The organism is Kitasatospora sp. NPDC022856 (assembly GCF_055561235.1).
Map to the genome: position 1 here is coordinate 1 of NZ_JBVHHE010000028.1, position 25,386 is coordinate 25,386.

General features: G+C 76.1%; 20 protein-coding genes. 13 read left to right on the forward strand and 7 right to left on the reverse strand.

Going from position 1 to position 25,386, the window contains the following annotated elements; all coding sequences use genetic code 11:
- Window positions 1–5,024: SDR family oxidoreductase (locus ACZ34W_RS28720; RefSeq protein ID WP_465608196.1), on the forward strand; the 5,024-nt coding region annotated here is incomplete at its 5' end.
- Between the two features lie 82 nt (window positions 5,025–5,106).
- Here the strand turns inward: ACZ34W_RS28720 and ACZ34W_RS28725 are convergent.
- Window positions 5,107–6,801: a fatty acid CoA ligase family protein gene (locus tag ACZ34W_RS28725; RefSeq protein WP_465608197.1), complete on the reverse strand. Its 1,695-nt coding sequence runs from the start codon at window positions 6,799–6,801 to the stop codon at window positions 5,107–5,109.
- Between the two features lie 394 nt (window positions 6,802–7,195).
- Between ACZ34W_RS28725 and ACZ34W_RS28730 the strand changes: the two genes are divergently transcribed.
- Entirely contained in the window at window positions 7,196–8,068 is an 873-nt protein-coding gene (locus ACZ34W_RS28730) for an SDR family NAD(P)-dependent oxidoreductase (RefSeq protein ID WP_329491096.1), read from the forward strand.
- Window positions 8,069–8,096: 28 nt separating this feature from the next.
- Here the strand turns inward: ACZ34W_RS28730 and ACZ34W_RS28735 are convergent, their stop codons facing one another.
- The gene (locus ACZ34W_RS28735) at window positions 8,097–8,903 is read right to left on the reverse strand and encodes an alpha/beta hydrolase (protein ID WP_465608199.1); all 807 of its coding nucleotides are present in this window, start codon (window positions 8,901–8,903) and stop codon (window positions 8,097–8,099) included.
- Between the two features lie 105 nt (window positions 8,904–9,008).
- Window positions 9,009–9,362, reverse strand: coding sequence for a DUF6401 family natural product biosynthesis protein (locus ACZ34W_RS28740; RefSeq protein ID WP_329491097.1), 354 nt, complete (start codon window positions 9,360–9,362; stop codon window positions 9,009–9,011).
- Between the two features lie 162 nt (window positions 9,363–9,524).
- On the opposite strand from ACZ34W_RS28740, the gene ACZ34W_RS28745 reads away from it, so the two are divergent.
- The 5 genes from ACZ34W_RS28745 (at window position 9,525) to ACZ34W_RS28765 (ending at window position 14,400) form a co-directional block, all read left to right on the forward strand.
- The gene (locus ACZ34W_RS28745) at window positions 9,525–10,451 is read left to right on the forward strand and encodes an LLM class F420-dependent oxidoreductase (protein WP_465608202.1); all 927 of its coding nucleotides are present in this window, start codon (window positions 9,525–9,527) and stop codon (window positions 10,449–10,451) included.
- 336 nt (window positions 10,452–10,787) lie between these two features.
- Complete coding sequence (locus ACZ34W_RS28750; protein ID WP_465608204.1) at window positions 10,788–11,492, forward strand: AAA family ATPase; 705 nt, start codon at window positions 10,788–10,790, stop codon at window positions 11,490–11,492.
- Window positions 11,493–11,785: 293 nt separating this feature from the next.
- Window positions 11,786–12,796, forward strand: coding sequence for a zinc metalloprotease (locus ACZ34W_RS28755; RefSeq protein ID WP_329491100.1), 1,011 nt, complete (start codon window positions 11,786–11,788; stop codon window positions 12,794–12,796).
- A gap of 262 nt (window positions 12,797–13,058) precedes the next feature.
- Window positions 13,059–13,502, forward strand: a complete 444-nt coding sequence (locus ACZ34W_RS28760; RefSeq protein ID WP_465608206.1) for a universal stress protein — start codon at window positions 13,059–13,061, stop codon at window positions 13,500–13,502.
- A gap of 46 nt (window positions 13,503–13,548) precedes the next feature.
- On the forward strand, window positions 13,549–14,400 hold the full coding sequence (locus ACZ34W_RS28765; protein ID WP_465608208.1) for a DNA-formamidopyrimidine glycosylase family protein: 852 nt from the start codon (window positions 13,549–13,551) through the stop codon (window positions 14,398–14,400).
- Here the strand turns inward: ACZ34W_RS28765 and ACZ34W_RS28770 are convergent.
- The 3 genes from ACZ34W_RS28770 to ACZ34W_RS28780 form a co-directional block, all read right to left on the reverse strand.
- On the reverse strand, window positions 14,354–14,983 hold the full coding sequence (locus ACZ34W_RS28770; RefSeq protein ID WP_329491103.1) for a nucleoside/nucleotide kinase family protein: 630 nt from the start codon (window positions 14,981–14,983) through the stop codon (window positions 14,354–14,356). The two genes, ACZ34W_RS28765 and ACZ34W_RS28770, sit on opposite strands and share 47 nt — an antisense overlap.
- A 64-nt stretch (window positions 14,984–15,047) precedes the next feature.
- Window positions 15,048–16,364, reverse strand: a complete 1,317-nt coding sequence (locus ACZ34W_RS28775) for an outer membrane protein assembly factor BamB family protein (protein ID WP_329491104.1) — start codon at window positions 16,362–16,364, stop codon at window positions 15,048–15,050.
- Between the two features lie 145 nt (window positions 16,365–16,509).
- Entirely contained in the window at window positions 16,510–16,833 is a 324-nt protein-coding gene (locus ACZ34W_RS28780) for a DUF4326 domain-containing protein (RefSeq protein ID WP_465608211.1), read from the reverse strand.
- A gap of 182 nt (window positions 16,834–17,015) precedes the next feature.
- Here ACZ34W_RS28780 and ACZ34W_RS28785 point away from each other — a divergent pair, with 182 nt between their 5' ends.
- From ACZ34W_RS28785 to ACZ34W_RS28795, 3 genes are all read left to right on the forward strand, one after another.
- Window positions 17,016–19,442 carry a SpoIIE family protein phosphatase gene (locus ACZ34W_RS28785; RefSeq protein WP_465608213.1) on the forward strand — a complete coding sequence of 809 codons (2,427 nt, stop codon included), beginning with the start codon at window positions 17,016–17,018 and terminating at the stop codon, window positions 19,440–19,442.
- A gap of 98 nt (window positions 19,443–19,540) precedes the next feature.
- Window positions 19,541–21,226, forward strand: a complete 1,686-nt coding sequence (locus ACZ34W_RS28790) for a histidine kinase (protein ID WP_329491107.1) — start codon at window positions 19,541–19,543, stop codon at window positions 21,224–21,226.
- 104 nt (window positions 21,227–21,330) lie between these two features.
- Window positions 21,331–21,999: a response regulator transcription factor gene (locus tag ACZ34W_RS28795; protein ID WP_329491108.1), complete on the forward strand. Its 669-nt coding sequence runs from the start codon at window positions 21,331–21,333 to the stop codon at window positions 21,997–21,999.
- 31 nt (window positions 22,000–22,030) lie between these two features.
- Here ACZ34W_RS28795 and ACZ34W_RS28800 read toward each other — a convergent pair whose 3' ends face one another.
- Window positions 22,031–22,462, reverse strand: a complete 432-nt coding sequence (locus tag ACZ34W_RS28800; RefSeq protein ID WP_329491109.1) for an Lrp/AsnC family transcriptional regulator — start codon at window positions 22,460–22,462, stop codon at window positions 22,031–22,033.
- Between the two features lie 69 nt (window positions 22,463–22,531).
- Between ACZ34W_RS28800 and ACZ34W_RS28805 the strand changes: the two genes are divergently transcribed.
- The 3 genes from ACZ34W_RS28805 (at window position 22,532) to ACZ34W_RS28815 (ending at window position 25,352) form a co-directional block, all read left to right on the forward strand.
- Entirely contained in the window at window positions 22,532–23,287 is a 756-nt protein-coding gene (locus ACZ34W_RS28805) for a LysE family transporter (protein ID WP_465608216.1), read from the forward strand.
- Between the two features lie 527 nt (window positions 23,288–23,814).
- Complete coding sequence (locus ACZ34W_RS28810) at window positions 23,815–24,582, forward strand: LysM peptidoglycan-binding domain-containing protein (RefSeq protein WP_329491111.1); 768 nt, start codon at window positions 23,815–23,817, stop codon at window positions 24,580–24,582.
- 77 nt (window positions 24,583–24,659) lie between these two features.
- Window positions 24,660–25,352 (forward strand): class I SAM-dependent methyltransferase, encoded by a 693-nt coding sequence (locus ACZ34W_RS28815; protein ID WP_465608219.1) that lies wholly within the window; start codon window positions 24,660–24,662, stop codon window positions 25,350–25,352.
- The last annotated feature ends 34 nt before the right edge of the window (window positions 25,353–25,386 follow it).

Below are 25,386 nucleotides of genomic sequence, written 5' to 3' on the forward strand. Positions count from 1 at the left end.
TGGGCGTGCGGGACGTCGGGCACGCGCTGGCGGTCACCCGGGCGGCGCTGCCGGAGCGGGCCGCGGTCCTGGGCGCGGACCGGGCGGCGCTGCTGCACGGCCTGGACGCGCTGGCCGAGGGCCGGCCCGCCGCCGCGGTGGTCCGGTCCGCCGTCACCGAGCACGACGGCACCGTCTTCGTCTTCCCGGGCCAGGGCTCGCAGTGGCTCGGGATGGGTGTCGAGCTGCTGGCGGAGTCGGAGGTCTTCCGGGACCGCATGGCGGAGTGCGCCGAGGCGCTGAAGCCCTTCGTCGACTGGGACCTCCTGGACGTCCTGCGGGGCGCGCCCGGAGCGCCGTCGCTGGACCGGATCGACGTCGTCCAGCCTGTGCTGTTCTCCGTCCTGGTGTCGCTGGCGGCGGTCTGGCGCTCCTTCGGGGTGGAACCCTCGGCCGTGGTGGGGCACTCCCAGGGCGAGGTGGCGGCGGCCTGCGTGGCCGGTGTGCTGACGCTCCCGGACGCCGCCCGGCTGGCCGCGCTGCGCAGCCGGGCCCTGGCCCGACTGGCCGGACTCGGTGGGCTGGCCCCGGTGTTCCTGCCGGTGGAGCAGGTGCGCGAACGCCTGCGGGCCTGGGAGGGCCGGCTCTCGGTGGCGGCCGTGAACGGGCCGGGCACCGTGGTGGTGTCGGGGGACCTCGACGCGCTGGGCGCCTTCGTGAAGGACTGCGAGGCGGACGGCGTCCGGGTCCGCCGGGTCCAGGCGGGCGTCGCCTCGCACGGGCCGCAGATCGATCTGGTCCGGGACGAGCTGGCCGGGGTACTGGCGCCGGTCGTGCCGGGCCCGGCCGCGATCCCGTTCTACTCCTCGGTCACCGGGCGGCTGATGGAGGGGCGGGAGCTGGACGCCGCCTACTGGTACGCCAATCTGCGCCGGCCGGTGGAGTTCGAGGCCGCCACCCGGGCGCTGCTCGACGACGACCACCGGGTCTTCGTCGAGGTCAGCCCCCACCCGGTGCTGGCGGCGAGCATCCAGGACACCGTCGAGAGCGCGGAGGCCACGGCGACGGTGACGGGCACGCTGCGCCGCGACGAGGGCGGGCCGGAGCGCTTGCTGGCCTCGGTGGCCGGGCTCTGGGCCGCCGGTGTGCCGGTCGACTGGAGCGCCGCCACCGCCGGCGGGCGCCCGGTCGAGCTGCCCACCTACGCCTTCCAGCGCCGCCGCTACTGGCTCGACGCCGAGCCGGAGGAGGAGCCGGAGCCGGGCGGCCGGCCGCTCGCGGACCAGCCGTTCTGGGCGGCCGTCGAGCAGGGCGACATCGAGGCCCTGGCCCGCGCGCTGGGCGCCGGACCGGACGGCGGGGCGGCCGTCGACGCCCTGGCGCCCGCCCTGCCGCTGCTCGCCGCCTGGCGGCAGCGGCAGCGGACGCTGTCCGTGGTGGACGGCTGGCGGTACGTCATCGACTGGCAGCCGCTCCGCGAGCCGTCCGGGCCGGCCCTGTCCGGCACCTGGCTGGTGGTGGTCCCGGCCGGTGACACCGGTGACCCGTGGGCCGCCGAGGCCGAACGCGCCCTCGCCGAGCACGGCGCCCGGGTGCTGCGGATCGCGCTCGACCCGGCCGCGGACCGCGCCAGGCTGGCCGACCGGCTGCGCGAACTCGCGGGCGGGCCGGAGCCCTTGGCGGGCGTGCTGTCGCTGCTGGCGCAGGCCGGGCAGCCGCACCCCGAGCACCCCGCGCTGTCGGTGGGCCTGGTGCTCACGCTGACCCTGGTGCAGGCGCTCGGTGACGCCGGTGTCGCGGCCCCGCTCTGGTGCGCGACGCGCGGCGCGGTCACGGTCGGCGCCGCCGACCCGCTCGACAGCCCCGGCCAGGCCGCCCTCTGGGGCCTGGGCCGGACGGTCGCCCTGGAGCACCCCGACCGCTGGGGCGGCCTGGTCGACCTGCCCGGGCAGCCGGACGACCGGGCGCGCGCCCGGCTGTGCGGCGTGCTCGCGGGCATCGCCGACGAGGACCAGGTGGCCGTCCGGGCCGGCGGCCTGTACGCGCGCCGGCTGGTCCGCGCGTCGGCCCCGGCCCCCGGGGCGGACGTCGCGGCGGGGGCCGGGGCCGAGCCGGGGACGGCGGCCGAACCGGCCGGCTGGCGGCCGCGCGGCACCGTCCTGCTCACCGGCGCCACCGGGGCGGTCGGCCCCTATCTCGCCCGCTGGCTGGCCCGCAGCGGGGCCGAGCACCTGGTGCTCACCAGCCGCTCCGCCGCCGGCGGTCCGGCCACCGACGCGCTGCGGGCCGAACTCGCGGCCGCCGGTACCAGGTTGACGGTCACCGCGTGCGACGTCGCGGACCGGTCCGCGCTCGCCGCGCTGGTGGCCCGGCTGGCGGCGGACGGCACGCCGGTGCGGGCCGTCGTGCACGCGGCCGCCTTCATCCGGCTGAGTTCGCTGGACGCCACCACCCCGGCGGAGTTCGCCGAGGTGGTCGCGGCCAAGGCGGACGGCGCCCGCCACCTCGACGAGATCTTCGACCGGGACGACCTGGACGCCTTCGTGCTCTTCTCGTCCGTCGCAGGGGTCTGGGGCAGCGGCGACCACGGCGCCTACGCGGTGGCCAACGCCTACCTGGACGCCCTCGCGCAGCAGCGCCGGGCGCGCGGGCTGCGGGCGACCTCGGTCGCCTGGGGGCTCTGGAACACCCCGGACCGCTGGGGCACCGAGGGCCCGTCGAAGGAGGCCGAGCGCCGGCTGTTCCGGCAGGGGCTGCCGCTGATGGACCCCGAACCGGCCGTCGCCGCCCTCCAGCAGGTGCTGGACCGCGACGAGACCTTCGTCGCCCTGGTCGACGTGGCCTGGGACCGCTTCGTGCCGACCTTCGCCTCCGCCCGGCCGCGGCCGCTCCTGGACGCCATCCCCGAGGCCCGCCGGGGCCGCCGGAGCGAGCAGCCGGAGCCCGGGCACGCGGCGGACGCCCTCGCCCGGTGGCGCGACCGCCTGGCGGGCCGCCCGGCGGCGGAGGCCGACCGGGAGCTGCTGGAACTGGTCGCCGGGACGGTGGCGGCGGTGCTCGGCCACGACTCGCCCGAGGCGATCGCGACCGGGCGGCCCTTCCGCGAACTCGGCTTCGAGTCGCTGGCCTCGGTCGACCTGCGCAACCGGCTGAACGCCGCGACCGGCCTGCGGCTGCCGACCACCGTGGTCTTCGACCACCCGACGGTCCGGGCGCTCGCCGACCGGCTGCGGACCGAGATCCTGGGGGAGTCGCCCCAGGTGGCCGAGCACCCGGCGCCCGCCGGTGCCGCGGCCGGGGACGACCCCGTCGCGATCGTGGCGATGAGCTGCCGGCTGCCGGGCGGCGTCCGGACGCCCGAGGACCTCTGGCAGGTGCTCGACGCCGGTACGGACGCCGTCTCCGGGCTGCCCACCGAGCGCGGCTGGGACCTCGCGGGCCTCTACCACCCGCAGCCCGGACGCCCCGACACCACCTGCACGCGGGAGGGCGGATTCCTGCACGACGCCGCCGAGTTCGACCCCGGGTTCTTCGACATCGGCCCGAGCGAGGCGCTGGCGATGGATCCGCAGCAGCGACTGCTGCTGGAGGCCTCCTGGGAGGCCGTCGAGCGGGCCGGCATCGACCCGCACGCCCTGCGCGGCAGCCGAACCGGCGTCTACATCGGCTCCCGCTACCAGGGCTACGGCGCGCGGGCCGAGGTCACCGACGAGCTGTCGGCGCACCTCGGTCTCGGCGACGTGATCAGCATCCTCTCCGGCCGGGTCTCCTACACCCTCGGCCTGGAGGGCCCGGCGGTCACCGTCGACACGGCGTGCTCGTCCTCGATGGTCGCCCTGCACCTGGCCGCCCAGGCGCTGCGCCAGGGCGACTGCTCGCTCGCCCTGGCGGGCGGGGTCACCGTGATGTCCTACCCCTCCGAACTGGTCGGGCTGAGCCGGCTGGGCGAGCTGTCGGCGGACGGCCGCTGCAAGTCCTTCTCGGCGGAGGCCGACGGCATGGGGATGGCCGAGGGCGTCGCCGTCGTCCTGCTGGAGCGGCTGTCGGACGCCCGCCGGCACGGGCACCCGGTGCTGGCCCTGGTCCGCGGCTCGGCCGTCAACCAGGACGGCGCGAGCAACGGGCTCACCGCACCCAACGGTTCGGCGCAGCGGCGGGTGATCCAGCAGGCCCTGGCCAACGCCGACCTGACGCCCGATCAGGTCGACGCGGTGGAGGCGCACGGTACCGGTACGGCGCTGGGCGATCCGATCGAGGCCACCGCGCTGCTGGCCGCCTACGGCGCCGGCCGCTCGCCCGAACGGCCGCTCTGGCTGGGCACCATGAAGTCCAACATCGGCCACACCCAGTCGGCGTCCGGCGTGGCCGGAGTGATCAAGATGGTGCTGGCCATGCGGCACGGCGTGCTGCCCAGGACCTTGCACGCGGACCGGCCGTCACCGCAGGTGGACTGGGACGCCGGCGCGGTCCGGCTGCTGACGCGGGCGCGGTCCTGGCCGGAGACCGGTCGGCCCAGGCGGGCCGGGGTGTCCTCGTTCGGGATGAGCGGCACCAACACCCATGTCGTGCTGGAACACGTGGCCGAGGACGCCCCGGACTCCGGGGGCGCTCCGGCTCGGCAGCACGGGCCGCTGCCCTGGGCACTGTCGGGCCGCACCGCGGCCGGGCTGGCCGCCCAGGCGGCGCGCCTCGCCGCCTTCCTGGAGTCCGGGGCCGAGCCGTCCGCCCTGGACGTCGCCTTCTCGCTGGCCACCGGCCGGGCGGGCCTGGAGCACCGCGCGGTGGTGTTCGCCGCCGACCGGGAGGGGTTCCTCGGCGGGCTCAAGGCGGTGGCCGAGGGGGCGCCGGCCGAGAACGTGATCGACGGCCGGCCGGAGGCGGACACCGCGGCCCCGGCGACCGGGACGGCCGGCGGACTGGAGGCGCTCGCCCGGCGGTGGGTGCGCGGCCAGGACGTCGACTGGCGGACCGCCCTGCCGGGCGGGCGGCGGGTGGACCTGCCCACCTACGCCTTCCAGCGCGAGGCCTTCTGGCTGACGCGCTGACGCGCTGACGCGCTGACCCCCCGGCACCCGCGCGGGCCGGTCCGGACGGGAGCACCGTCCGGACCGGCCCGCGCGGTTCGGCTCAGGTGCGGGCGGCCGTCTGCCGCTCGGCCCAGCCGGCCAGCTCCTCGCGCCCGATCTTCGCGTTGTGCCGGATGTCGACCGGGAACCCCGGGTGCCGCAGGAACTCGCGCAGCCCGGCCGTCAGCGGCCGGTCGGCGCCGAGCCGGCGCAGCTCGGTCAGCAGCTCCGGCCACTGCTCCTCGGAGACGCCGTCCTCGGTCTCCACGCACACCACCGGGCGCTGGGCCCCGAGGGCCCCGATGCCGACCAGCGCGCTGCGCCGGACCAGCGGGTGCGCGTTGAAGACCCCCTCGCAGCGGACGGTGTGCAGGTCGCCCCCGGCGGTGCGCACCCGCTGGGCCCGGCGCCCGCAGAACCAGAGGCGCCCGGCGTCGTCCAGGTAGCCCAGGTCACCGGTCCGGTGCCAGGTCCGCTCGGGACCGTCGGCGGGCCGCTCGCGGATCTTGTAGTGGGCGTTGGCGTCCGCGGTGGCGTGGTAGCGCGGGCTGACCACGTCCCCCGCCACCACGATCTCGCCGATCTCCCCCGCGGGGACCGCCAGGTCGTCCTCCCAGTCCGGCAGCGGGCCGTCGTCGACCCGCACCAGCCGCACCAGCGTCCCGTCGACCGGCCGGCCGACGCAGGTGCCGTCGCCCAGCGCGCCCCGGGCCGCCGTCTCGCCGAGGATCTCGGCGGACTCGATCGAGGAGATCGGCATCGCCTCGGTGGCGCCGTAGGCGACGTGGATCCCGGTCCGCTCGTCCAGCACCCGGCGCAGCGAGGCGACCAGGTCGGGCGGGACGGGTGCGCCGGCGGACACCACGCCGCGCAGCTCGGGCAGCGGGACGCGCTCGCGCTCCAGGTGGGCGGCGAGGACGCGGAACAGCGCCGGGGAGCCGAACACGGTGGACACCCGGAACCGGGTCAGGGCCGCCGTCAGCAGCTCCGGGTCCGCCTGCGCCACCTTGGCCGGCGCGATCGGCGCCAGCACCATGGTCGAGCCGTAGATGAGGTCGAACAGCCCCCAGATCGGGACGGTGACCAGGGATATGTCGTCACGGTCGCGCCCGTGCGCGGCGTGCATCTGGCGGGCCGTCGCGGTGGCCATCCGGTGGACGCTCTCGACGCCCTTGGCGGCCCCGGTGCTCCCGGTGGTGAAGGCGATCATCATCAGGTCGTCGCCGGTCACCGGCCGGGCCGGCGCCGAGCCGGAGCCGCCGAGCAGCCCGTCCAGGGTGTGGCCGCCCCAGAACCAGCGCCGGCCCAGCGTGACCTTGATCCGGACGGTCGCGAAGGTGCGGCGGCCGAGCACTCGGACGGCGTGCGCGACCGAGGGTCCGACGAAGGCCTCCGCGCCCACCGCGCGGTAGCAGTTGAGCATGCGCTTGATGCCCATGCCCGGGTCCACCACCACCGGTACCGCGCCGATCCGCAGCAGCGCGAAGACGAGGATGTACAGATCCGGTCCGGGCTTGGGCATCAGGATGGTCCGCATGCCCGAGGTGATCCCGATCCGGCTGAACCCGGCCGCCAACTCCTCGACCCGGCGTTGCAGTTCGCCGTAGCTGAGCTCGCGGTAGCGGATCGCGCCGTCCGGCTCCCGGCCGTCGGGGTGGATGATCGCGGTCTTCTCGGGGGAGGTGCGGGCGTGCCGTTCCAGGTAGTCGGCGAGACCGGCCTCGGCCTCGAAGGGGTGCCGGGGTGCGACGGTCATCGGCGGGCCGCCCGTCCGGCGGTGGCCTCGACTCCACGGTGGCGCCTGGCAGTCATCACTGGTTCTCACTCCTCGGGGTCCACACGAAGGCGCGCTCCCCGTAGCGCCGCCCTGACATGTCGCACCGGGCGGCACACGGTGCCCGTGCGGCAGCCGGTGCCGGTGGGCCTCGGACGACAGGAGTGACGCTACCGGCCGGGCGATCATCGCGGTCGAGAACCGTCAAAAAGGGTCGTGCGCGGTGCAGATGGACCGCCCGGCCCGGATCACCGGCCGCACGCGAAGCCAATGAGACGATACGTCTCGTCTTGACGAGAAGGCGGAGCGGGAACGATAGTGGAGCCATCAAACGAGACGAACCGTCTCGTCTCTCGCAAGTGGAGGAGTACCGGGTATGCGCACCTCAGCCGCAAGCACCGACCGGGTCTGGTTCATCACGGGCGCCAGCCGGGGCCTCGGCCGCGCCTTCGCGGACGCGGCACTCGCCGCGGGGGACCGGGTCGCGGTCGCCGCGCGCACCACCGGGCCGCTGGAGGAGCTGGCGGCCGCCCACCCCGGGCGGGTGCTGCCCCTCGGGCTGGACGTGACCGACCGCGGCGCCGTCTTCGCGGCGGTCGACGAGGCCGTCGGCCACTTCGGCCGGCTCGACATCGTCGTCAACAACGCCGGGATGCTCTCGATGGGCATGGTCGAGGAGTTCGGCGAGGCCGAGGCCCGGGCCCACCTCGACGTCAACTTCTTCGGCGCGCTCTGGGTGAGCCAGGCGGTGCTGCCCGTGCTGCGCGGGCAGGGCTCCGGGCACCTGGTGCAGATCTCCAGCGTCGCCGCGCTGGGCGGATTCCCGAGCACCGGGCTCTACAGCGCCGGCAAGTTCGCGCTGGAGGGCCTGAGCGAGGCGATCGCGAGGGAGGTGGCGGGCTTCGGCGTGAAGGTGAGCATCGTGCAGCCCGGTGGCTACTGGACCGACCTCTACACGGCGATGCACAGCACCGACACCCTGGACGCCTACGACCCGCTCCGGGCCGAACTGGCGAAGCAGTTCGCCGAGGGCTCGGTCGACAGCGACCCGAAGCTCGCCGCCGAGGCGCTGCTCCGGCTCGTCGACAGCGACGAGCCTCCGCTGCGCCTGCTGCTGGGGAGCATGGTCTACGACCTGGCGTTCGACATCGCGCGGACCAGGATGGAGACCTGGGCCGGCTGGGAGGAGGTCAGCCGTGCGGCGGAGCGCGCGGTGCCCGCGCCCGGCCCGGCCGCCGGGGTGCGGTGACCGCCGGGGCGGCCGCCGGCGCGCGGCGTCAGGCGTCGGTCGGCAGGACCGGGGTGAGGCGGCGCGGTGGCGCCGTGCGCGGCTGGGCGGGGAGCGGGAGGGCGAGGGCGTCGCGGCTGCCGGCCGGCAGCGCCAGCGCGGCCCCGACCTCGGCGGGCAGGTCGCGCAGGCCGAGCAGTCCGGTGCAGAGCCGGGCGGTGGCACGGTGCCAGTCACCGGAGCGCCGGAGGAGGGTGTGACCGCTGCCGACCACGGTGTAGCCGCAGACCCCGGCCCCGGCCGAGCGGGCGCGGGCGGCGAAGGCGCGGGTGTCGGCCGGGCCGGTGACCTTGTCGCGGTCGCCGTGCAGCATCAGGACGCTCCGGCCGGCGAGCTGTTCGCACGGATCCTCCGCCGGGCACCAGGGCGCCAGCGCGACCACGCCGGTGACGTTCGGGTGGCCCGCCGCGCGCAGCGCCGCCCGGCCGCCCATCGAGTGGCCGACCAGCAGGGTCGGCACGTGCCCCAGCTCCTCGGCCAGGTCGCCGAGCGCGGCCCGGGTGTCCCGGGCGGCGTCGGCGCGCTCGCCGTTCCAGCCCTGGTGGCGGTAGCGGACGGTGCCGATCGCGACCCCGGCCCCCGCCGTCTCCCGGCGCAGGGCCCGGACGAAGCCGGTCATCCGCAGACCGGGCAGGTTGACCGGGCCGGGCCGGCCGAGGCCGTGCTCCCGGCCGCCGTGCAGGACCAGCACCGCGGCCACCGGGCGCTCGGGCAGCTCCCGCCAGACCAGCGCCCGGTGGCCGGTCGCACCGCTCTCGCGACCCGCCCGGACCGTGCTCCCCGTGTCGCCGTTCACCCTGTACCGTCCCGCCCCCGCCGTCCGTCCGTTGGACCGCCACTGTACGCGTCGACCCGCCGGCGCCGGGCCCGCCCGGGAGGATCGCCCCGGCCGCGCCCGTCCTCAGCGGGTGAGCAGGCCCTGCTCGCGCACCAGCCAGCAGATCGCGGTCAGCCGGTGCACCGCGAAGTCGTACCCCACCGGCTCCCGCCAGCCGATGTCGATCAGCGCGTCGACGAACTCCGCCGCGTACTGCGACAGCTCCGCGCGGTCCAGCGCCAGGGGCAGCAGCTCCGGGCCCTGCGCGTAGAGCAGCTCGCGCAACTGGGCGACGTGCTGGTCGACCGCGGCGACGAAGCCGGGCTCGAAGGCGAACTCGGCCAGCCGCGGCGTGAAGGCGGCGACGATCCCGGGCAGCGGGCAGCCGGCCGGCTGGTCGGGGGAGTCGCGGTGGGACTCGTCGGGCGTGGCGAACATCCGTCCAAGGTAGGCGAGCGGCGGCGGGGGAGCGGCCGCGCGGGCTGAGACCTTGGCCACCCCGCCGCCCGCGGCCCGGCCGGTCCCGCCCCCCGCCCCGCCGCGTGGCCGAAAGCGCGGATCGCCCGGAAGCACGGGGCGATCTGCCCCAGAATGGACCGCATGGATCTTCGAATCTTCACCGAGCCCCAGCAGGGCGCGAGCTACGACACGCTGCTCCGGGTGGCGCGGACCACCGAGGAGCTCGGCGCCTTCAGTGCCTTCTTCCGCTCCGACCACTACCTCAAGATGGGCGGGGTGAGCGGCCTGCCCGGCCCGACCGACGCCTGGATCACGCTGGCCGGCCTCGCCCGCGACACCAGCACCATCCGCCTGGGCACCCTGATGACCGCCGCCACCTTCCGGCTGCCCGGGGTGCTCGCCATCCAGGTCGCCCAGGTCGACGCGATGAGCGGCGGCCGGGTCGAGTTCGGCCTCGGCGCCGGCTGGTTCGAGGAGGAGCACACCGCCTACGGCATCCCGTTCCCCAAGGAGAAGTTCGGGCGGCTGGAGGAGCAGCTGGCGATCATCACCGGCCTCTGGAACACCAAGGTCGGCGACACCTTCGACTTCGCCGGCGAGTACTACCGGCTGACCGAGTCGCCGGCGCTGCCCAAGCCCGCCCAGGAGAAGATCCCGGTGCTGGTCGGCGGCACGGGCCCGACCCGGACGCCGGCGCTGGCCGCCCGCTTCGCCGACGAGTTCAACCTGCCCTTCGTCTCGGTCGAGCAGAGCGCCGCCCAGTTCGGCCGGGTCCGGGCCGCCGTCGAGCGGGCCGGGCGCCAGGCCGACGACCTGGTGTACTCCAACGCCCTGGTCGCCTGCGTGGGCCGGGACGACGCCGAGGTGGCCCGCCGGGCCGCCGCGATCGGCCGCGACGTGGACGAGCTGAAGGCCAACGGTCTGGCGGGCACCCCCGACGAGGTGGTGGCGGCGATCGGCCGCTACGCCGCCGTCGGCTCCGAGCGCTTCTACCTCCAGATCCTCGACCTGGACGACCTCGACCACCTGGAGCTGATCGCCTCCCGGGTCGCCCCGCAGCTGGGCTGACCCGCCCCGCGACCGTCCGGCTCCCCTGCCCGCCCCTGCCCACCTCCGCCCACCTCCGCCCGCCTGCGCCGCCGGGCGGGGGCGGGCTGGCGGGCGCGGGGGCGGCGCGCTCTGCCCCGGGCAGCCGGGCCGAAACAGCCGGTACGAACGGCCGGGGCGAATGCGTCGGTCCCGAGGGCGTGGTGCGAGGGCGTTGTGCGGGAGGCGCCGCCGCGGCGCGGGAGGGCTCGGCCGCACCGGCGCTGACCACTAGTCTTTACTCTCTCTTGAAGGGGGAAGGTTTCTTCGAGAGGCGGAGGCCGGGGAGCCGGGGCCGCGGAGTCAGGGGGAGTGCCGGTGGTTGAGGTCGGGGTGTCCGGGGCCAAGGTGCCCGTACCGAGATCGGCGTGCGCCGCCGAGGTCCGCCCGGCCGCGGCGGTGCTGCGCCCGCGCGGCCTGCACGACCTGCGCCGGGGGCCCGGCACGGCCGGGTGCCCCGAGGCGGGGGCCGCCGCGGGGCCCGCGCAGGCGCTGCACTACCGCGCCGACGACCTGCTGGTCGTGTCGGGCCTGCCGGGCAGCGGCAAGAGCACCCTGATGCGCCGCTGCGTCCGCGCCCCGCTGGTCGACTCCCAGCAGGTGCGGGAGGAGTACGCGGCCCGGGTCCCCGGCTGGCTGCCCTATGCCGCCTACCGCCCGCTGGTGCGGGCCGCGCACTACCGGCGGCTGCGCCGCGCCGTCCTGGCCGGCGGCCCGCTCGCGGTGCACGACTGCGGCACGCTGCCCTGGGTGCGGTACTGGCTGGGCCGCGCGGCCGCCCGGCAGGGGCGCCGGGTGCACCTGATCGTGCTGGACGCGAGCGCGGAGGAGGCCCGGGACGGCCAGCACGCCCGGGGCCAGCGCGTCTCCGCGTACGCCTTCGCCCGGCACCGCGAGTCCGCCCGGCGGCTGCGCGGGCGGCTGGCCGGGACGGGCGAGCCGCCGGCGGGCTGTGCGTCGGCGGTGGTACTCGACCGGGCCGGTGCGCGCGCCGTGCGGGAGATCGTCTTCGTGGCGTCGTAGTCTCGGCGAGGCGGTGCGGGGCCGCCCACCCGACCGGTCCGGTCGGCCTTCCGAGGCCTGTCCGGCGGACGGAGCGTCAACTTTCGGACAACCCGGGGGCGTTGCCCCGACCGTGCGGCACCGGAAATGCTCCACCTGTGACCGGGGTCACTCGATCGGGCTTCCGGGTTATGTCCGATATGTCGTCAGGACTTTGCGGCCGGAAGAAACCTGACGCGTACACGCGGCCCTGCGTAGCCTAGGCTCGGCGGCCCCCCTCCGCCACCCCCCACAACTCCCCCTCAGGAGCGCAGATGCGTCGTTCTGCCCGCGTACCCTCGCGTGTCCCCCGCAGATTCCTCAGCGCCGCAGCCCTCGTCACGGCCCTCGGGCTCACCCAGTTCGCCGCCCCCTCGGCGTTCTCCACCGCCGCCGCGCAGGCCCCCGGCGCGGTCGCCGCCCCGTGCGTCGGCGGGGAGAGCCAGGACGCCGGGGCCCGCAAGCCCGCCGGCAGCCCGGGCGGCCAGGAGCCCAACGCCGTCACCGAGGCCCAGGCCCAGGCGATGGACGCGGACCTCAGCGCCCGGGTCGCCCAACTGGCCCACTCCTCCCAGGGCAGCGCGCTGCTCGCCCCGGGGACGCTCGCCGCCACCACGACCATCCCGGTGTACGTCCACGTGGTCCACGCCGGATCGACGGGCAAGCTGACCGCGACGGACATCAGCCGGCAGATCTCCGTCCTCAACGCCGCCTACGGCGGCCAGGGCGCGGGCAACACCGCCAGCCAGTTCCAGTTCCAGCTGACCGGCACCGACTACACCGACAACTCGTCCTGGTACAACGGCATCACCCCGGGCTCCTCGGCCGAACGGTCGATGAAGAGCTCGCTGCGCAAGGGCGGTGCCAACGCCCTCAACCTCTACACCGCCAAGCTCGGCCAGTCGCTGCTCGGCTGGGCGACCTTCCCCAGCTCCTACCGGTCGAACCCGAGCGACGACGGCGTGGTCATCCTCGACAGCTCGTTCCCCGGCGGCTCGGCCACCAACTACAACGAGGGCGACACCGTCACCCACGAGGTCGGCCACTGGCTCGGGCTGTACCACACCTTCCAGGGCGGTTGCGGCGGCCAGGGCGACTACGTCTCGGACACCCCGGCCGAGAAGACCGCCGCGTACCAGTGCCCGGCCGGTCGCGACACCTGCACGGCCACCGGCGTCGACCCGATCCACAACTTCATGGACTACACCTACGACTCCTGCATGACCCAGTTCACCCCCGGCCAGGTCGCCAGGATGTCCAACTCCTGGGCGGCCTACCGGGCCTGACGGGCCGTCCGTCCAGGAGACCCTGGCGGGTGCGCGGGCAACGAGGCCCGCGCACCCGCCAGTACCAGTCTCCGCCCCCGGGCCGCCCGTCCGCCGGACCCGCGGGCGCGTCACGCTTCTTGGGTCCCGGGGCGGGACCGCACAGGGTTCGAAAGTGTTCGACGTCTTCGGCGTGGCAATTAGCGGCCATATGCCCGTATTGATCTATGTTTGCCTGGTCAGCGGCAGGTGAAGCCGAGGTAGTCGAACAAGGAGCAGCGGCATGGCCGACAGCGCGGAACCCCTGATCGTCGTCGGCGTGGACGGCTCGCCCGCCTCGGAGCGGGCGCTGCGCTGGGCGATCGACTACGCCAGGCTGGCCGGCGGCGGCGTCCGGGCGGTCGCCGCCTGGGAGTACCCGGCGTTCTACGGCTGGGCCGGGCTCGCTATGCCCCCGGCCGAGGGCTTCAATCCCGAGGAACTGGCCGGGCGGACGCTCTCCGAGACGGTCGCCAAGGTCGCCGGGGCCGACGCCGGGGTCCGGATCGCCGAGACGGTGATGCCCGGCAACGCCGCGCAGGCCCTGCTGGAGGCGGCCCAGGGCGCCGCCCTGCTGGTGGTCGGCAGCCGGGGCCTCGGCGGATTCTCCGGCGCCCTGCTCGGATCCGTCAGCCGCCACCTCACCGAACACGCCCCCTGCCCGGTCGTCGTGGTGCGCGAGAAGTAGGCCCCGCCGACCGTGTCGGCGCCGGCCGGCGGGGGAGGATGGGGGCATGCCTGAAGGTGACTCCGTCTACCGTGTGGCGGCCCGGTTGCACGAGGAACTGGCCGGCCGGGTGCTGACCGCGGCCGATCTGCGGGTGCCCGCGCACGCCACCGCCGATCTGACCGGGCGGCGGGTGCTGGAGGTCGCCCCGCGCGGCAAGCACCTGCTGACCCGGCTCGACGGCGGCCTCACCCTCCACACCCATCTGCGGATGGACGGCCGCTGGGCGGTCTACGGCCCCGGCGAGCGATGGTCGGGCGGACCCGCCTGGCAGATCCGGGCCGTCCTCGGCACCGAGCACAGCACGGCGGTCGGCTACCGGCTGCCCGTCGTCGAGCTGCTGCGCACCGCCGAGGAGGAGCGGGTCGTCGGCCACCTCGGGCCCGACCTGCTCGGCCCCGACTGGGACGCGGGCGAGGCCGTCCGCCGGCTCCTGGCCCAGCCCGGTCGGCCGCTCGCCGAGGCGCTGCTCGACCAGCGCAACCTGGCCGGCATCGGCAACGTCTACGCCAATGAGCTCTGCTTCCTCGCCGGGGTCACCCCGTGGACGCCGGTCGGCGAACTCCCGCGCCCCGAAAGGCTGGTGGAGCGCTCCCAGCAGATCCTCGACGCCAACCGGCTGCGCCCCGGGCACGTCACCACCGGCGACACCCGGCCGGGCCGCCGGCACTGGGTGTACGGCCGGGCCGGGCGGCCGTGCGCACGCTGCGGCACGGTCGTCCGGACGGCGACCCAAGGCACGCCGCCGCAGGAGCGGGTGGCGTTCTGGTGCCCGCACTGCCAGCGCGGGCCGGCCCCCGGGGCGCGGACCGCTACTCGACCAGGGCCGGGTGGCGCGGGTCGTCGACCCGGACGGTGAGGTCGGCCGCCTCGGCGGGGACGGTCTCGGCCGCGTAGCGGGCGAACGCGGGCAGCGTCCACTGCTCCTGGGCCGGAGTGCGGCGGGCCAGCGCGGCCGGGGTGAGCGCCAGGTGGACGGTCAGCTCCAGCGGCAGCCAGCGGCCGAGCAGCAGCGCGCCGTCCAGCAGCAGCACGCCGCCGGGCGGCAGCGGCGTGTACGGCGCGCGGGTCGCCCGGTCGGTGACCGGGTCGCGCAGCGACGGCAGGACGAGGCCGGTGCCGCCGGGCTCCAGCGGGTCCAGCACCTCGCGCAGCAGGGCGCCGTCGTCCAGCCAGAGGTCGTGGTAGGCGTCCGGGTCCTGCTTGCCGTACTCCAGCCGGACCGAGGCCGGGCGGAGGAAGGCGGCCGCCGACACCCGCAGGGTGGGGCGGCCGCGCTCCCGCAGCGGCTCCACCAGCGCGTCGGCGAGTGCGTCGGGCCGGGCGGCCGGGGCGCCGTCCACGGCGACCCGCAGCCACCGCTCACCGGCTCCGGGCAGGGCGGTGACGCGGTCGGCGAGGCGCTCGGCGAGCCGGTCGGGCGAGATCGGGTGTACCTGCACGCCGCCATCCTCCCCCGTCGCCGGGGCGGCGGCGGGACCGGGGCCGCGCAGCGGTGACCGCGGGTCAGGCGAGCGGGAGCGCGTGCAGGACGTCGTCGTGGCCGGCGTACAGGCGGGTCGCGTCGTGGGAGAGCGACCAGACGTCCACCCCGGGGCCGGAGTCGCGGAAGGTCCAGCGCTCCTCGCCGGTGGCGGCGTCCAGGGCGCGGACGCCCGCGGCAGCCGGACCGGGCACGTAGAGGACCGGCCCGGCGAGCAGCGGGCTGCTGCGGCGGTCCAGCCGGAACGGCAGGCGGTGCTCCCAGACCTGGGCCCCGGTGTCCGCGGCGTGGGCGGTGACCAGGCCGTTGTCGCGGAACAGGTGGACCAGGGCGCCACCGGCGACCGGCGGCAGCAGCCGCCACTCGTCGGCCGGCCCCGGGACGACCGACCAGTGCGGACCGCCGTCCGCCACCCGCAGGGCCCGCAGCCCGGCCGGGCCCTGCGGGGCGTAGACGTGCTCCGGATCGGTGACCGCCCAGCCCGTGCCCCTGTCGGTGGGCACCGTCCAGAGCCGCTTGCCGGTGGCGGCCTCCAGCAGGCGCAGGCCGCCGGCCGAGCCGTCGAAGGCCGGCACCCGGCCCCCGGCCGCGGTGAGCGGGGAGAGCGGCCGCTCCCCCTCGGACGGACGGGACCAGAGCACCCGGCGGTCCGTGACGTGCACCGCGAAGAGCCGGCCGTCCCCGGTGAACGGCCGGGGCTGGAACTCGCCGTACACGACGTCGCCCGCGCAGCCGAACAGCGTGACGGTGCCGTTGCCCAGCTCCTCCGGCAGCGGCAGGCTCCACTCGGCGGCCGGGTCGGTGAGGTGGTGGCTGTCGAGGTGGCCGTTGGAGGTGGTGAACACCCGGTCGGGGCCCACCACCACATGGGCGCCCGGCTGCTGCACGTCGTTCGGCCAGTCCGCCTTGGCCGCGGCGAACGACAGCAGCCGCAGCGGCCTGCCGTCGGCCGGGTCGAGCACCTGGAGCCCCTCGCGGGTGAGGAAGACGGGGACGGCCGGGCGGCCGGTCAGCCGCTCGGACGCCATCGCCTCCCGGCCCCGGTACGTCCAGAGCGGCTGCGGTCCGGCGACGCGGGTCGGTAGCGGCCGGGGCGGAGCGGGCGCCGGTCCGTCCGCCGAGCGGGCGAACGCCCAGACCGCGGCGCCCGCCGCGAGCACCCCGGCGCCGGTCAGCAGCCGCCGCCGGGTCAGCCGCGGCCCGCCGCCCGCCTCGGAGCCGCCGCTCAGCACGTCGGCCGGTTCGGCCGGCCGGTCGTCGCTCTCGCCGTCCCACTGCCAGGCGGCGCCGGCCTCCTCGGTCTGCGCCGGTCGGGCACGGTCGGACGGTGCCGGCTGCATGGACGTACTCGTTTCCCCGGGGCGGCCGCTGCGCTGCGCTGTCCGAGTGAGGATATCGAAGCGCGTCCGGACGGTTCGCGGGCGGCCGGTGCCGGGGGCGGCGCCCGGCCACCCGGACGAGGGCCGCCGGCCCCGGCGGGCCGCCTCAGCTGCCGTGGTCGGCCAGGTCGGCGAGCACCTGGGCGTGGCAGGCGAGCGGGACGCACCAGCAGCCGAGCCGGCGGCCGCGCAGCTCCGGCAGCAGGGCGAGCAGGTCCGGCCGGTCCAGCAGGTAGGCGCGGTACTCGACGAGCATCCGCTCCCGGCTGAGGTCCGGTCCGGGCCGGTAGGGGCAGTGCAGCGGGGACTCGTCGAGGTGCCAGCCGCCGCGGTGCATCGCCCGCCCGACGTAGACGACGTCGGCGTAGTCGGGATCGTCGCGATGGCCCTTGAGGTTGACCACGGTGGTGCGGCCCGGATCGGTCGGCATGGTGACCATGCTGGCGCGGTCCGGCCCGGGCGGCACGCGGGGCTCGCCTTGACAGTCCCTTGACCCGGGCGTAGCAAGAGAAGATGCGCCAGGGTGTGCCGGCGGACCGGCCCGGTCCGCATGTGACCGGCGGGACTCGGGCGACGCGACCCGACGCGCGCCGCCCCCGGGAGCGCGATGCCGTGGCCGGGGCGACGCACGAGCGGGACGCGCTGCTCGCGACCGCCGTCCGCAGGGTGCTCGCCGAGACCGACGCGTACGGCGGGATGGTCTACCTGCGGGCCCGGGACCGGCGCTCACTGGTGCTCTGCACCATCGCGGGCGTGCCGCTGTCGATCATCGCCCAGTTCCGGCGGATCGCCGCGGCCGGGCCGATGCCGGTGGCGGTCAGCTTCCGCACCGGCCGGGTGATCGCGCTGGCCGACACCGAGGACACCATGCGGCGCTTCCCGCAGATGGCCGTCGGCATGCCCTACGACTTCGCCTCCGCCTGCGTGCCCGTCAAGGCGGGCAAGGAGACGTACGGGGTGATCGGCGTGCTCTGGGCCGCCTCGGACGAAGGCGTGCCGGCGGGCGCGCAGCGGCACCTGCGGTCGGTGGCCGACGGGCTGGCCGCCGCGCTGGCGGCGCTGGACGGGAACGGGCGGCTGATCGAACCCAATGGCGAGACCGCCGTGGTCGAGCTGGCGCCACCGTCCCCGCCGACCACCAGGGTCGGCCTGTTCGACTGGAACCTGGCCACCGGGGCGCTCGCCGTCGACGAGCCGTTCTGCGAGATCTTCGGGATGTCGCCCGCCGAGTTCGACGGCCGGGCGGCCACCCTGACCACCCGGATCGCCCCCGGCGACCTGCCGGAGCTCCGGGCCGCCGCCCGGGCCGCGCTGGACGAGGGCCGGATGCTGGCCGCCCGGGTCCGGGTGCTCGACCACGACGGCCACCCCTATCCGGTCGAGCTCTGGGGCCGGGTGCCCGAGACGGCCGGGCCGGACGGCCGCACCCACCTGGTCGGCGCCGTGCTGGACACCCGGACCGGCACCGCCGCGGCCGAAGCCGTCGAGCGGCTGCGCGACGGCGTCTTCTCGCTGGACCCGGACGGCCGGATCACCTACGCCAACCGCAGCGTCGAGCTGCTGCTGCACGCCCGCCGCGAGGACCTGGTCGGCCACCACCCGTGGGACGTGCTGCCCTGGCTCTCCGACCCGGTCTACGAGAACCGCTACCGCGCCGCGATGGTCTCCCAGCAGCCCACCGCCTTCCTCGCGGCCCGCCCGCCGGACGGCTGGCTGGCGTTCTCGCTCTACCCGGACACCCACGGCGTCACCGGTCGGGTGGTCGCCGCCGAGCCGCCCGCCGGCGCGCCGGAGCCGCCGGCCGAACCCCCTCCCGGCGCCCGGACCAGCGTCGGGGCCATGTACCACCTGCTCCAGCTGGCCAGCGCGCTGAGCGAGGCCGTCACCGTCCGGGAGGTCTGCCGGGCCGTCGCCGACCAGATCCTGCCGGCCTTCGGCGGCCAGGAGCTCGCCATCTACACCGTCCGCGACAAGCGCCTCCACCTGGTCTCCCAGAGCGGCTACCCGGACGGCTTCCTGGACCGCTTCGAGGGCACCCCGATCGGCGCCCGGGTGCCCGGCGCCGAGGCGCTCAGCTCCGGCACACCGATCTTCTTCGAGTCCGTCCACGAACTCGCCGCCGCCTACCCCGGCATCGCCCTGGACGAGATGCGCGCCTGGGCGTTCCTGCCGCTGATCGCCTCCGGCCACCCGGTCGGCAGCTGCATCATCGGCTTCGACGAGTCCCGCGCCTTCACCCTGGAGGAACGCGGGCTGCTCACCGCCCTCGGCGGCTTCATCGCCCAGGCCCTGGAGCGGGCCCGGCTCTACGACGCCGAGTTCGCCCTCGCCCGCGGCCTCCAGCAGGCCCTGCTGCCGCACCGGCTGCCGCGCCTGGAGAACGTCCGGATCACCGCCCGCTACCTGCCCGGCACCCAGGGAATGGAGATCGGCGGCGACTGGTACGACGCCATCGTCACCGGCCACGACCTCAACCTGGTGATCGGCGACGTCGAGGGCCACAGCGTCGGCGCCGCCGCCACCATGGGCCAGCTGCGCAGCGCGGTCCGGGCCTTCGCCGCCAGCGGCCACCCGCCGGACCAGGTGCTCGCGCAGACCAACCGGCTGCTGCTCGACCTCGACCCCGGGCTGCTCGCCAGCTGCTGCCTGATCCGGCTCACCCCCGCCGACGGCACCGCCAGGATCGCCCGGGCCGGCCACCTCCCGCCGGTGCTGCGCCACCCGGACGGCAGCACCGAGGCGCTGTACGTGGCGGGCGGGCCGCTGCTCGGCGTCGACCACTGGGCCGAGTACCCGGTGAGCGAGTTCCGGATGGCGCCGGGCTCGCTGCTCGCGCTCTACACGGACGGGCTGGTCGAGGACCCCGCGGTGGAGATCGACCACGGCGTGGACCGGCTGCGCGACGCCCTCACCGGACCGGCCGGCGCGGCCGGCGACGCGGAGGACGGGCTGGAACGGCTGGCGGAGCGGCTGCTGCAGGAGGTCGGCTCCACCGACCGGGTGGACGACGTGGCGCTGATGCTCACCGCCTACGGGTGAGCCGGCCGCAGCCGCCGACGGAGCCCGCGACTTTCGTCGGGGCGGGCAACGACGAACGGTGGCGGTGCCCGGGCGGGCCGCTTCGCTAACCTCGCGGCGTGGACGCGATAGCGAAGGCCTGGTCGAGGGCGGTACGAGCGGCGCTGCCCGGGCCCTGGCGGCCCTGGACGGTGGCCCGGGAGGCCGTCGGCGCGCTGCTGGTGGGCGCGCTCGCGGCGCTGATCGAGATGGTCTCCCACACCTGCCTCTGGCCGGTCGTCGGCCTCGGCGCGGCCGTGCTCTTCCTGCTCCGGCGCGCCCTGCCCTCGACCGTGCTGCTGCTCGCGGCCGGCGCCTGCGGCTGGTTCGGCGGGACACTGCCGCTGCTGGTCTTCGCCGGCTGGTCGGCCGGCGCCCGGGTGAAGCGGGTCGGCGTGCTGGCCGGCTCGTTCGCCGGTGCCTTCCTGCTGACGACGGCCGTCAGCGCCGTGAAGGAGGCCGGGTCGACGCCGATCAAGCTGACGATCGGGCTCTCGCTGGGCGGGTTCCTGCTGATCGCCGTGCTGCCCGCGCTCTGGGGCCGCTACCGGGCCCAGCGCCGGGCACTGCTGGACGCGCTGCGCGAGCGCAACGAGCAGCTGCTGCGCGAGCGTGCCATGGTGGCGCACCAGGCCAGGCTGCGCGAGCGGCACCGGATAGCCCAGGACATGCACGACAGCCTGGGCCACCAGCTCGCCCTGATCTCCGTCCACTCCGGCGCGCTGGAGGTCGACCGCACCCTGTCCGACCGGCAGCGGGAGGCGGTCGGCGTGCTGCGGCTGGCCGCCGTCACCGCGATGCGCGAGCTGCGCGAGGTGGTCGGCGTGCTGCACGACGAGTCGAGCGCCCGGGAGCCGGCCCCGGTCGGCGGGCCGGCCGGCGCCACCGTGCGCACCGGTGGCACGGAGGGCATCGAGAAGCTGGTCGAGTCCTCCCGGGCGGCCGGGACGACGGTCTCCTTCGGCGAGGACGGCGAGCGCCGACCCGCGGCCGCCAGCGTCGGCCAGGCCGCGTACCGGATCGTCCAGGAGGCGCTCACCAACGCGCACAAGCACGCCCCCGGCGCGCCCATCTCGGTGGCGCTGCGCTACGAGCCGGACGCCCTGGTGGTCGAGGTGGCCAACCCCCGCGCCCCGGAGCCGGCCGAAGTGCCGGCGGGTGGCCGGGTCGCGCCGGTCAGCGGCGGTCAGGGGCTGACCGGACTGCGTGAGCGGGCCCGGCTGGTCGGCGGGATGGTGCACGCCGGGCCGACCGCCGAGGCCGGGTTCCGGCTCGCCGCGGTGCTCCCCTACGAGGGGGCCGGCGGCGATCCGGCCGCCGCCCCGGGCGCGGCCGGGGAGGAGGAGGCCTGGGTGCGGGACGTGCTGCCGGAGGTCGGGAGCGGGTCCGGCGACCGGCGGCGGCGCAGCCCGGCGATCGGCTGCGCGGTCGGCGGGGTGGTGGTGCTGCTCACCGTGCTCGGCCTGCTGGTCTGGGGTGTGGTGGCCTTCATCGGCGCCGCGGGCGACGCGACCGTGCCGCGCGGGCTGTACGACTCGCTCCAGGAGGGCACTCCCGAGGCCGAGGTGGGGGGCCGCCTCCCGATCGGCAACAGCCTCTTCACCCAGGACTACGAGGGCAGCGGCCCGACCCCGCCGGCCGGTTCCTCCTGCCGCTACTTCGTCTACGGGACCACGGGCGGCCTGGGGAGCGAGGAGGAGGTGGCGCGGTTCTGCTTCAAGGACGGCGTGCTGCTGGAGAAGCAGCACTACCCGGCCCGGTCCTGACGCCTCGCCACCGGGGCCGCCCGGGCCGGTGACCGGTCGGCCCGCGAGATGTGAGGATGGTGGCGAGCAGCGCCACCCGCACCACATCGAGGGGATGACCAGCAGTGATCCGAGTCCTCGTCGCCGACGACGAGCCGCTCATCCGGGCCGGGATCAGGATGATCCTGTCCTCCGCCGACGACATCGACGTGGTCGCCGAGGCCGCGGACGGCCGGCAGGCCCTCGACCTCGCGCTGGCCCACCGGGTCGACGTCGTCCTGCTGGACATCCAGATGCCGGTCATGGACGGGCTGACCGCCCTCGGCGAGCTGCGCCGGGTGGTGCCCGGCGCGCGGGCGCTGATCCTCACCACCTTCGGGGAGCGCGACAACGTCCTGCGCGCCGTCACGGAGGGCGGGGCCGGGTTCCTGCTCAAGGACACCGCGCCGGCCGAGCTGATCCAGGCCGTCCGCGCCGCCGCCACCGGCAACGCCTTCCTCTCTCCCGCCGCGACCAGGTACATCGTGGACTCGCTGGCCGGCGCCCGCAGCGGCCCGGCCGCGGCCCGGGGCGCGTCCGCCCGGCAGCGGCTGGAGGTGCTGACCGCGCGCGAGCTGGAGGTGCTGGCCCTGCTGGGCGAGGGGCTCTCCAACGCCGACGCCGGCGCCCGGATCCACATGAGCGAGGCGACGGTGAAGACGTACGTCAGCCGGATCCTGGCCAAGCTGGGCTGCGAGAACCGGGTGCAGGCGGCGCTGCTGGCGCGCGACGCGGGGCTGGGTGGCGGGATCTGACCCGGCCGGGTGCCCGGTGCCGGGTTCCCGGTCAGCGGGTGGCGATCCGCAGGGCGAGCCGGGTGTTGGAGTGGGCGACACCCGCCTCGTGCTTCAGCCGGCGCAGCAGCTGGTCGAGTCCGGCGGCGTCGGCCACCCGGGCGCGCAGCAGGTAGTCGTACTCGCCGGTGACATGGGCGGCCTCGGTGACGCCGGGCAGTCGTAGCGCGGTGGTCTCGAAGGCGTCGCTGTCCGTCTCCGGGCGCAGCCGGACGTCGACGAAGACGGTCAGGCCCGGACGGGCGGTGTCGGCGGCCGGGTCGACCAGGGCGGTGAAGCCCCGGATCACACCGCTGCGGACCAGCCGGCGGACCCGGTCGGCCGTCGCGTTGGCACTCAGGCCCACCCGGGCGCCGAGGTCGCGGTAGGAGATCCGCGCGTCCGCGCGCAGTTCGCCGATGATTTCGCTGTCGAGGGCATCCATACCGCGATTGTCGCGGCCCTGGCCGGTTTCCGGCCGCCGTTGTCGCGGCGGGTGGGCCACGGTGGCGCCATGACTTTCGGGACGGCCCTCGGGGCCGGGGTGACGGCGACGGACCCGATCCAGGCCGTGGCGGCCGCGGCGGGGCCCGCGGCGGCGGCGCTGGCGGGCGTCGGGGCGGGGCTGGGCGTGGCGGTGCCGCTGGGGGCGGTCGGGGTGCTGCTGCTGGAAGAGGGGCGGCGCGGGCGCGCGGCCGCGGTGAGTGCGGCGTGCGCGGTGGCCTGCGTGGACGCGGCGTACGCGGCGCTCGCCACGGCGCTCGGCTCCCGATGGGCATCTACCTCCGCCGACTGGGAGTCCTGGGCCCGGATCGGCTCGGCGGTGGTGCTGATGGTGGTGGCGGTCCGGGGGCTGCTCGGGCTGCGGCGGGCACCGGGCGGGCCGGCGGGCCCGGGCAGGGCGAACCGGGGCGGCAGGGCGGGCCGGGGCGGCGGGGCCTTCGTGGGCGCGGCGGGCGTGGGTGGGGCGGGGCCGGCGGGCCCTCCGGTCCGGGCTTTCCTGCGGTTCACCGCCCTGACCGCGGTGAATCCGACCACCGCGCTCTACTTCGCCGCCCTGGTCACGGGCGGTAGCGGCCCGCGGGGCGGCCCGGGTGGCGCGGCCTTCGTCGCCGGGGTGCTGGTGGCCTCGCTGCTCTGGCAGCAGGGGCTGGCGGCGGTGGGCGTCTCCGTGGGCGCGCGACTCTCGCCGCGGGCCCGGGCGCTCAGCTACTGCGTCGGGTACGGACTGGTCGTGTGCTACGCGCTGCGCATGGCGTGGCCACGCTGAGTGACAGGTGTGGGCGACGCCACGGGGGCGGCCCGCGGAACCGGGAACTCCGGTGGCGGTGGTGACGGTCCGTCGACCCGCCATCGCTCTGGGTCGACGGCGTGGGAGGCCTCACAGATGGGCAGGTGTGAGCGATGGCACGGAAATTGATCATTCGATCTTGGAAATGCGGTCAAACACGTAAATTTCGGGCACAGTTTCATGATCGATACCGCCGGTAACAGTCAACTGACCTGCGGCGTCCAAGAATTGCTTGAAGCCGCCCCGGGTGGGGCCGTAGCTTCATTGGCGGTGCAACGAGCACCACCCGGGTTCACCCCCGACGCACAGCCCGCCGACTGACCCCCGGCGCGAGGGCCGTGCCCGTTGACGCGACCGGCTCGAACAGGCCGTCGGCGAGCGAGGGTGGCCGGGGCGGCGCGGCACGTCCGACACGTGCCCGGCCGCCCGTCGAGTGAGGTGAGCGCGAAGGCCCTGCCAAGGGTCTGGTTCCGCCTGCCCGCCCGGGGCTTGTCGAGAGGACTTTCATGACGATCCGTAACGAGACCGCCGCTGCCACCACCAACACCACCACCGCCGGGAAGCGCCGCAGCCGTGCCCGTCTGGTGCTGGTCGGCGGGGCCGTCGCGGCCCTCCCGGTGGCCGGCCTCGTCACGGCCACCTCGGCCTCTGCCGCGTCCACCTCGACCTGGGACGCCGTCGCCCAGTGCGAGAGCGGTGGCAACTGGAGCATCAGCACCGGCAACGGCTTCTCCGGCGGACTGCAGTTCACCCCGTCCACCTGGGCCGCGTACGGCGGTACCGCCTACGCCTCGCAGGCCAACCAGGCCACCAAGGCGCAGCAGATCTCGGTCGCCGAGAAGGTGCTCGCCTCGCAGGGTCCCGGCGCCTGGCCGGTCTGCTCGGCGAAGGCCGGTCTGGCCAAGGGCGGCGCCCCGGCGGCCGTCGACACCGCCGCCCAGGCCGCCCCCAAGGCGCAGCAGCCGGCCAAGCCCGCCAAGCCCGCGCAGACCCCGCAGGCGAAGCAGGCCCCGGGCAAGGCCGCGCAGGGCGACCAGGCCCAGAAGTCGCAGAAGACCCAGTCCTGGAAGTCCCAGGACACCGCCAAGCCGGCCAAGCCGGCCGCCGCCGACCGGAACGGCTCCGGCGGCAGCTACACCGTCAAGAGCGGCGACACCCTGAGCGACATCGCGGCCAAGTTCAGCACCGACACCGCGAGCCTGCACGCCAAGAACGTCAAGGCGATCGGCGGCAACCCGGACCTCATCTTCCCGGGTCAGACCCTCAGCGTCTGACGCCCGCCCCGCACCTCGCACCGAGCGGCCGCCCCGTCCAGGGGCGGCCGCTCGGGCGCGTCGGTAGGGTCGACGCCATGCCCCGACTGATCGGTGACGGCGAGTTGACCAGCTCGGACGTGGTCGCCAACAACACCATGAACCGCGAGCGAGGGCTCAGCGGCGTCAACAGCTACACCCGGGAGCTGGGCTTCGACCCGGCCGGGTGGCTGGGCGGCCGCTGCGGCGCCCCCAGCTGGCTGGACCTGTGCAGCGGGGAGGGGCGGGCGCTCGTCGAGGCCGCCCACCGGCTGCCGACCGCGAGCGTGCTGACCGGTGTCGACCTGGTGGGCCCGTCGGCCCCGCCGGCCGCCCTGCCGGCGGGTGCGGCTCGGCTGGAGCTGGTGACGGCGGCGGTGGCGGACTGGGTGCCGGAGCGCGCCTACGACCTGATCACCTGTGTGCACGGACTGCACTACCTCGGCGACCAGCTCGGTGCGATCGCCCGTGCGGCGGCCCGGCTGGTGCCGGACGGGCGGTTCGCCGCGCACTTCGACCCGGATTCGGTGCGCCGGGCGGACGGATCGAGCGCCGCGCGCGCCGTCCTGACGGCGTTGCGCGCGGCTGGGTTCGAGTACCGGGCCCGGCGGCACCTGCTGGTGCTGGACGGTGGGCGGACCGTGCGCCTGCCGTTCGGGTACCTGGGGGCTGACCCGGCGGCCGGTCCGAACTGGACCGGCCAGCCCGCGGTGGCCTCGTACCACCGGGAACAGCCGATTGTTGAAGATTGAACGCGACGTCCGAATACCGCCGGACTCGTGGGCG

Coding starts and splice junctions, on each gene's coding strand:
- ACZ34W_RS28725 (WP_465608197.1), bottom strand. CDS start 6,801: ATGACCGTCGCACCCCGGCACCCCTTCGAGGCCGAGGCCGGTCTCGCC.
- ACZ34W_RS28730 (WP_329491096.1), top strand. CDS start 7,196: ATGCGCACCTCAGCCGCAAGCACCGACCGGGTCTGGTTCATCACGGGC.
- ACZ34W_RS28740 (WP_329491097.1), bottom strand. CDS start 9,362: ATGTTCGCCACGCCCGACGAGTCCCACCGCGACTCCCCCGACCAGCCG.
- ACZ34W_RS28745 (WP_465608202.1), top strand. CDS start 9,525: ATGGATCTTCGAATCTTCACCGAGCCCCAGCAGGGCGCGAGCTACGAC.
- ACZ34W_RS28755 (WP_329491100.1), top strand. CDS start 11,786: ATGCGTCGTTCTGCCCGCGTACCCTCGCGTGTCCCCCGCAGATTCCTC.
- ACZ34W_RS28760 (WP_465608206.1), top strand. CDS start 13,059: ATGGCCGACAGCGCGGAACCCCTGATCGTCGTCGGCGTGGACGGCTCG.
- ACZ34W_RS28765 (WP_465608208.1), top strand. CDS start 13,549: ATGCCTGAAGGTGACTCCGTCTACCGTGTGGCGGCCCGGTTGCACGAG.
- ACZ34W_RS28775 (WP_329491104.1), bottom strand. CDS start 16,364: ATGCAGCCGGCACCGTCCGACCGTGCCCGACCGGCGCAGACCGAGGAG.
- ACZ34W_RS28780 (WP_465608211.1), bottom strand. CDS start 16,833: ATGCCGACCGATCCGGGCCGCACCACCGTGGTCAACCTCAAGGGCCAT.
- ACZ34W_RS28800 (WP_329491109.1), bottom strand. CDS start 22,462: ATGGATGCCCTCGACAGCGAAATCATCGGCGAACTGCGCGCGGACGCG.
- ACZ34W_RS28805 (WP_465608216.1), top strand. CDS start 22,532: ATGACTTTCGGGACGGCCCTCGGGGCCGGGGTGACGGCGACGGACCCG.
- ACZ34W_RS28810 (WP_329491111.1), top strand. CDS start 23,815: ATGACGATCCGTAACGAGACCGCCGCTGCCACCACCAACACCACCACC.
- ACZ34W_RS28815 (WP_465608219.1), top strand. CDS start 24,660: ATGCCCCGACTGATCGGTGACGGCGAGTTGACCAGCTCGGACGTGGTC.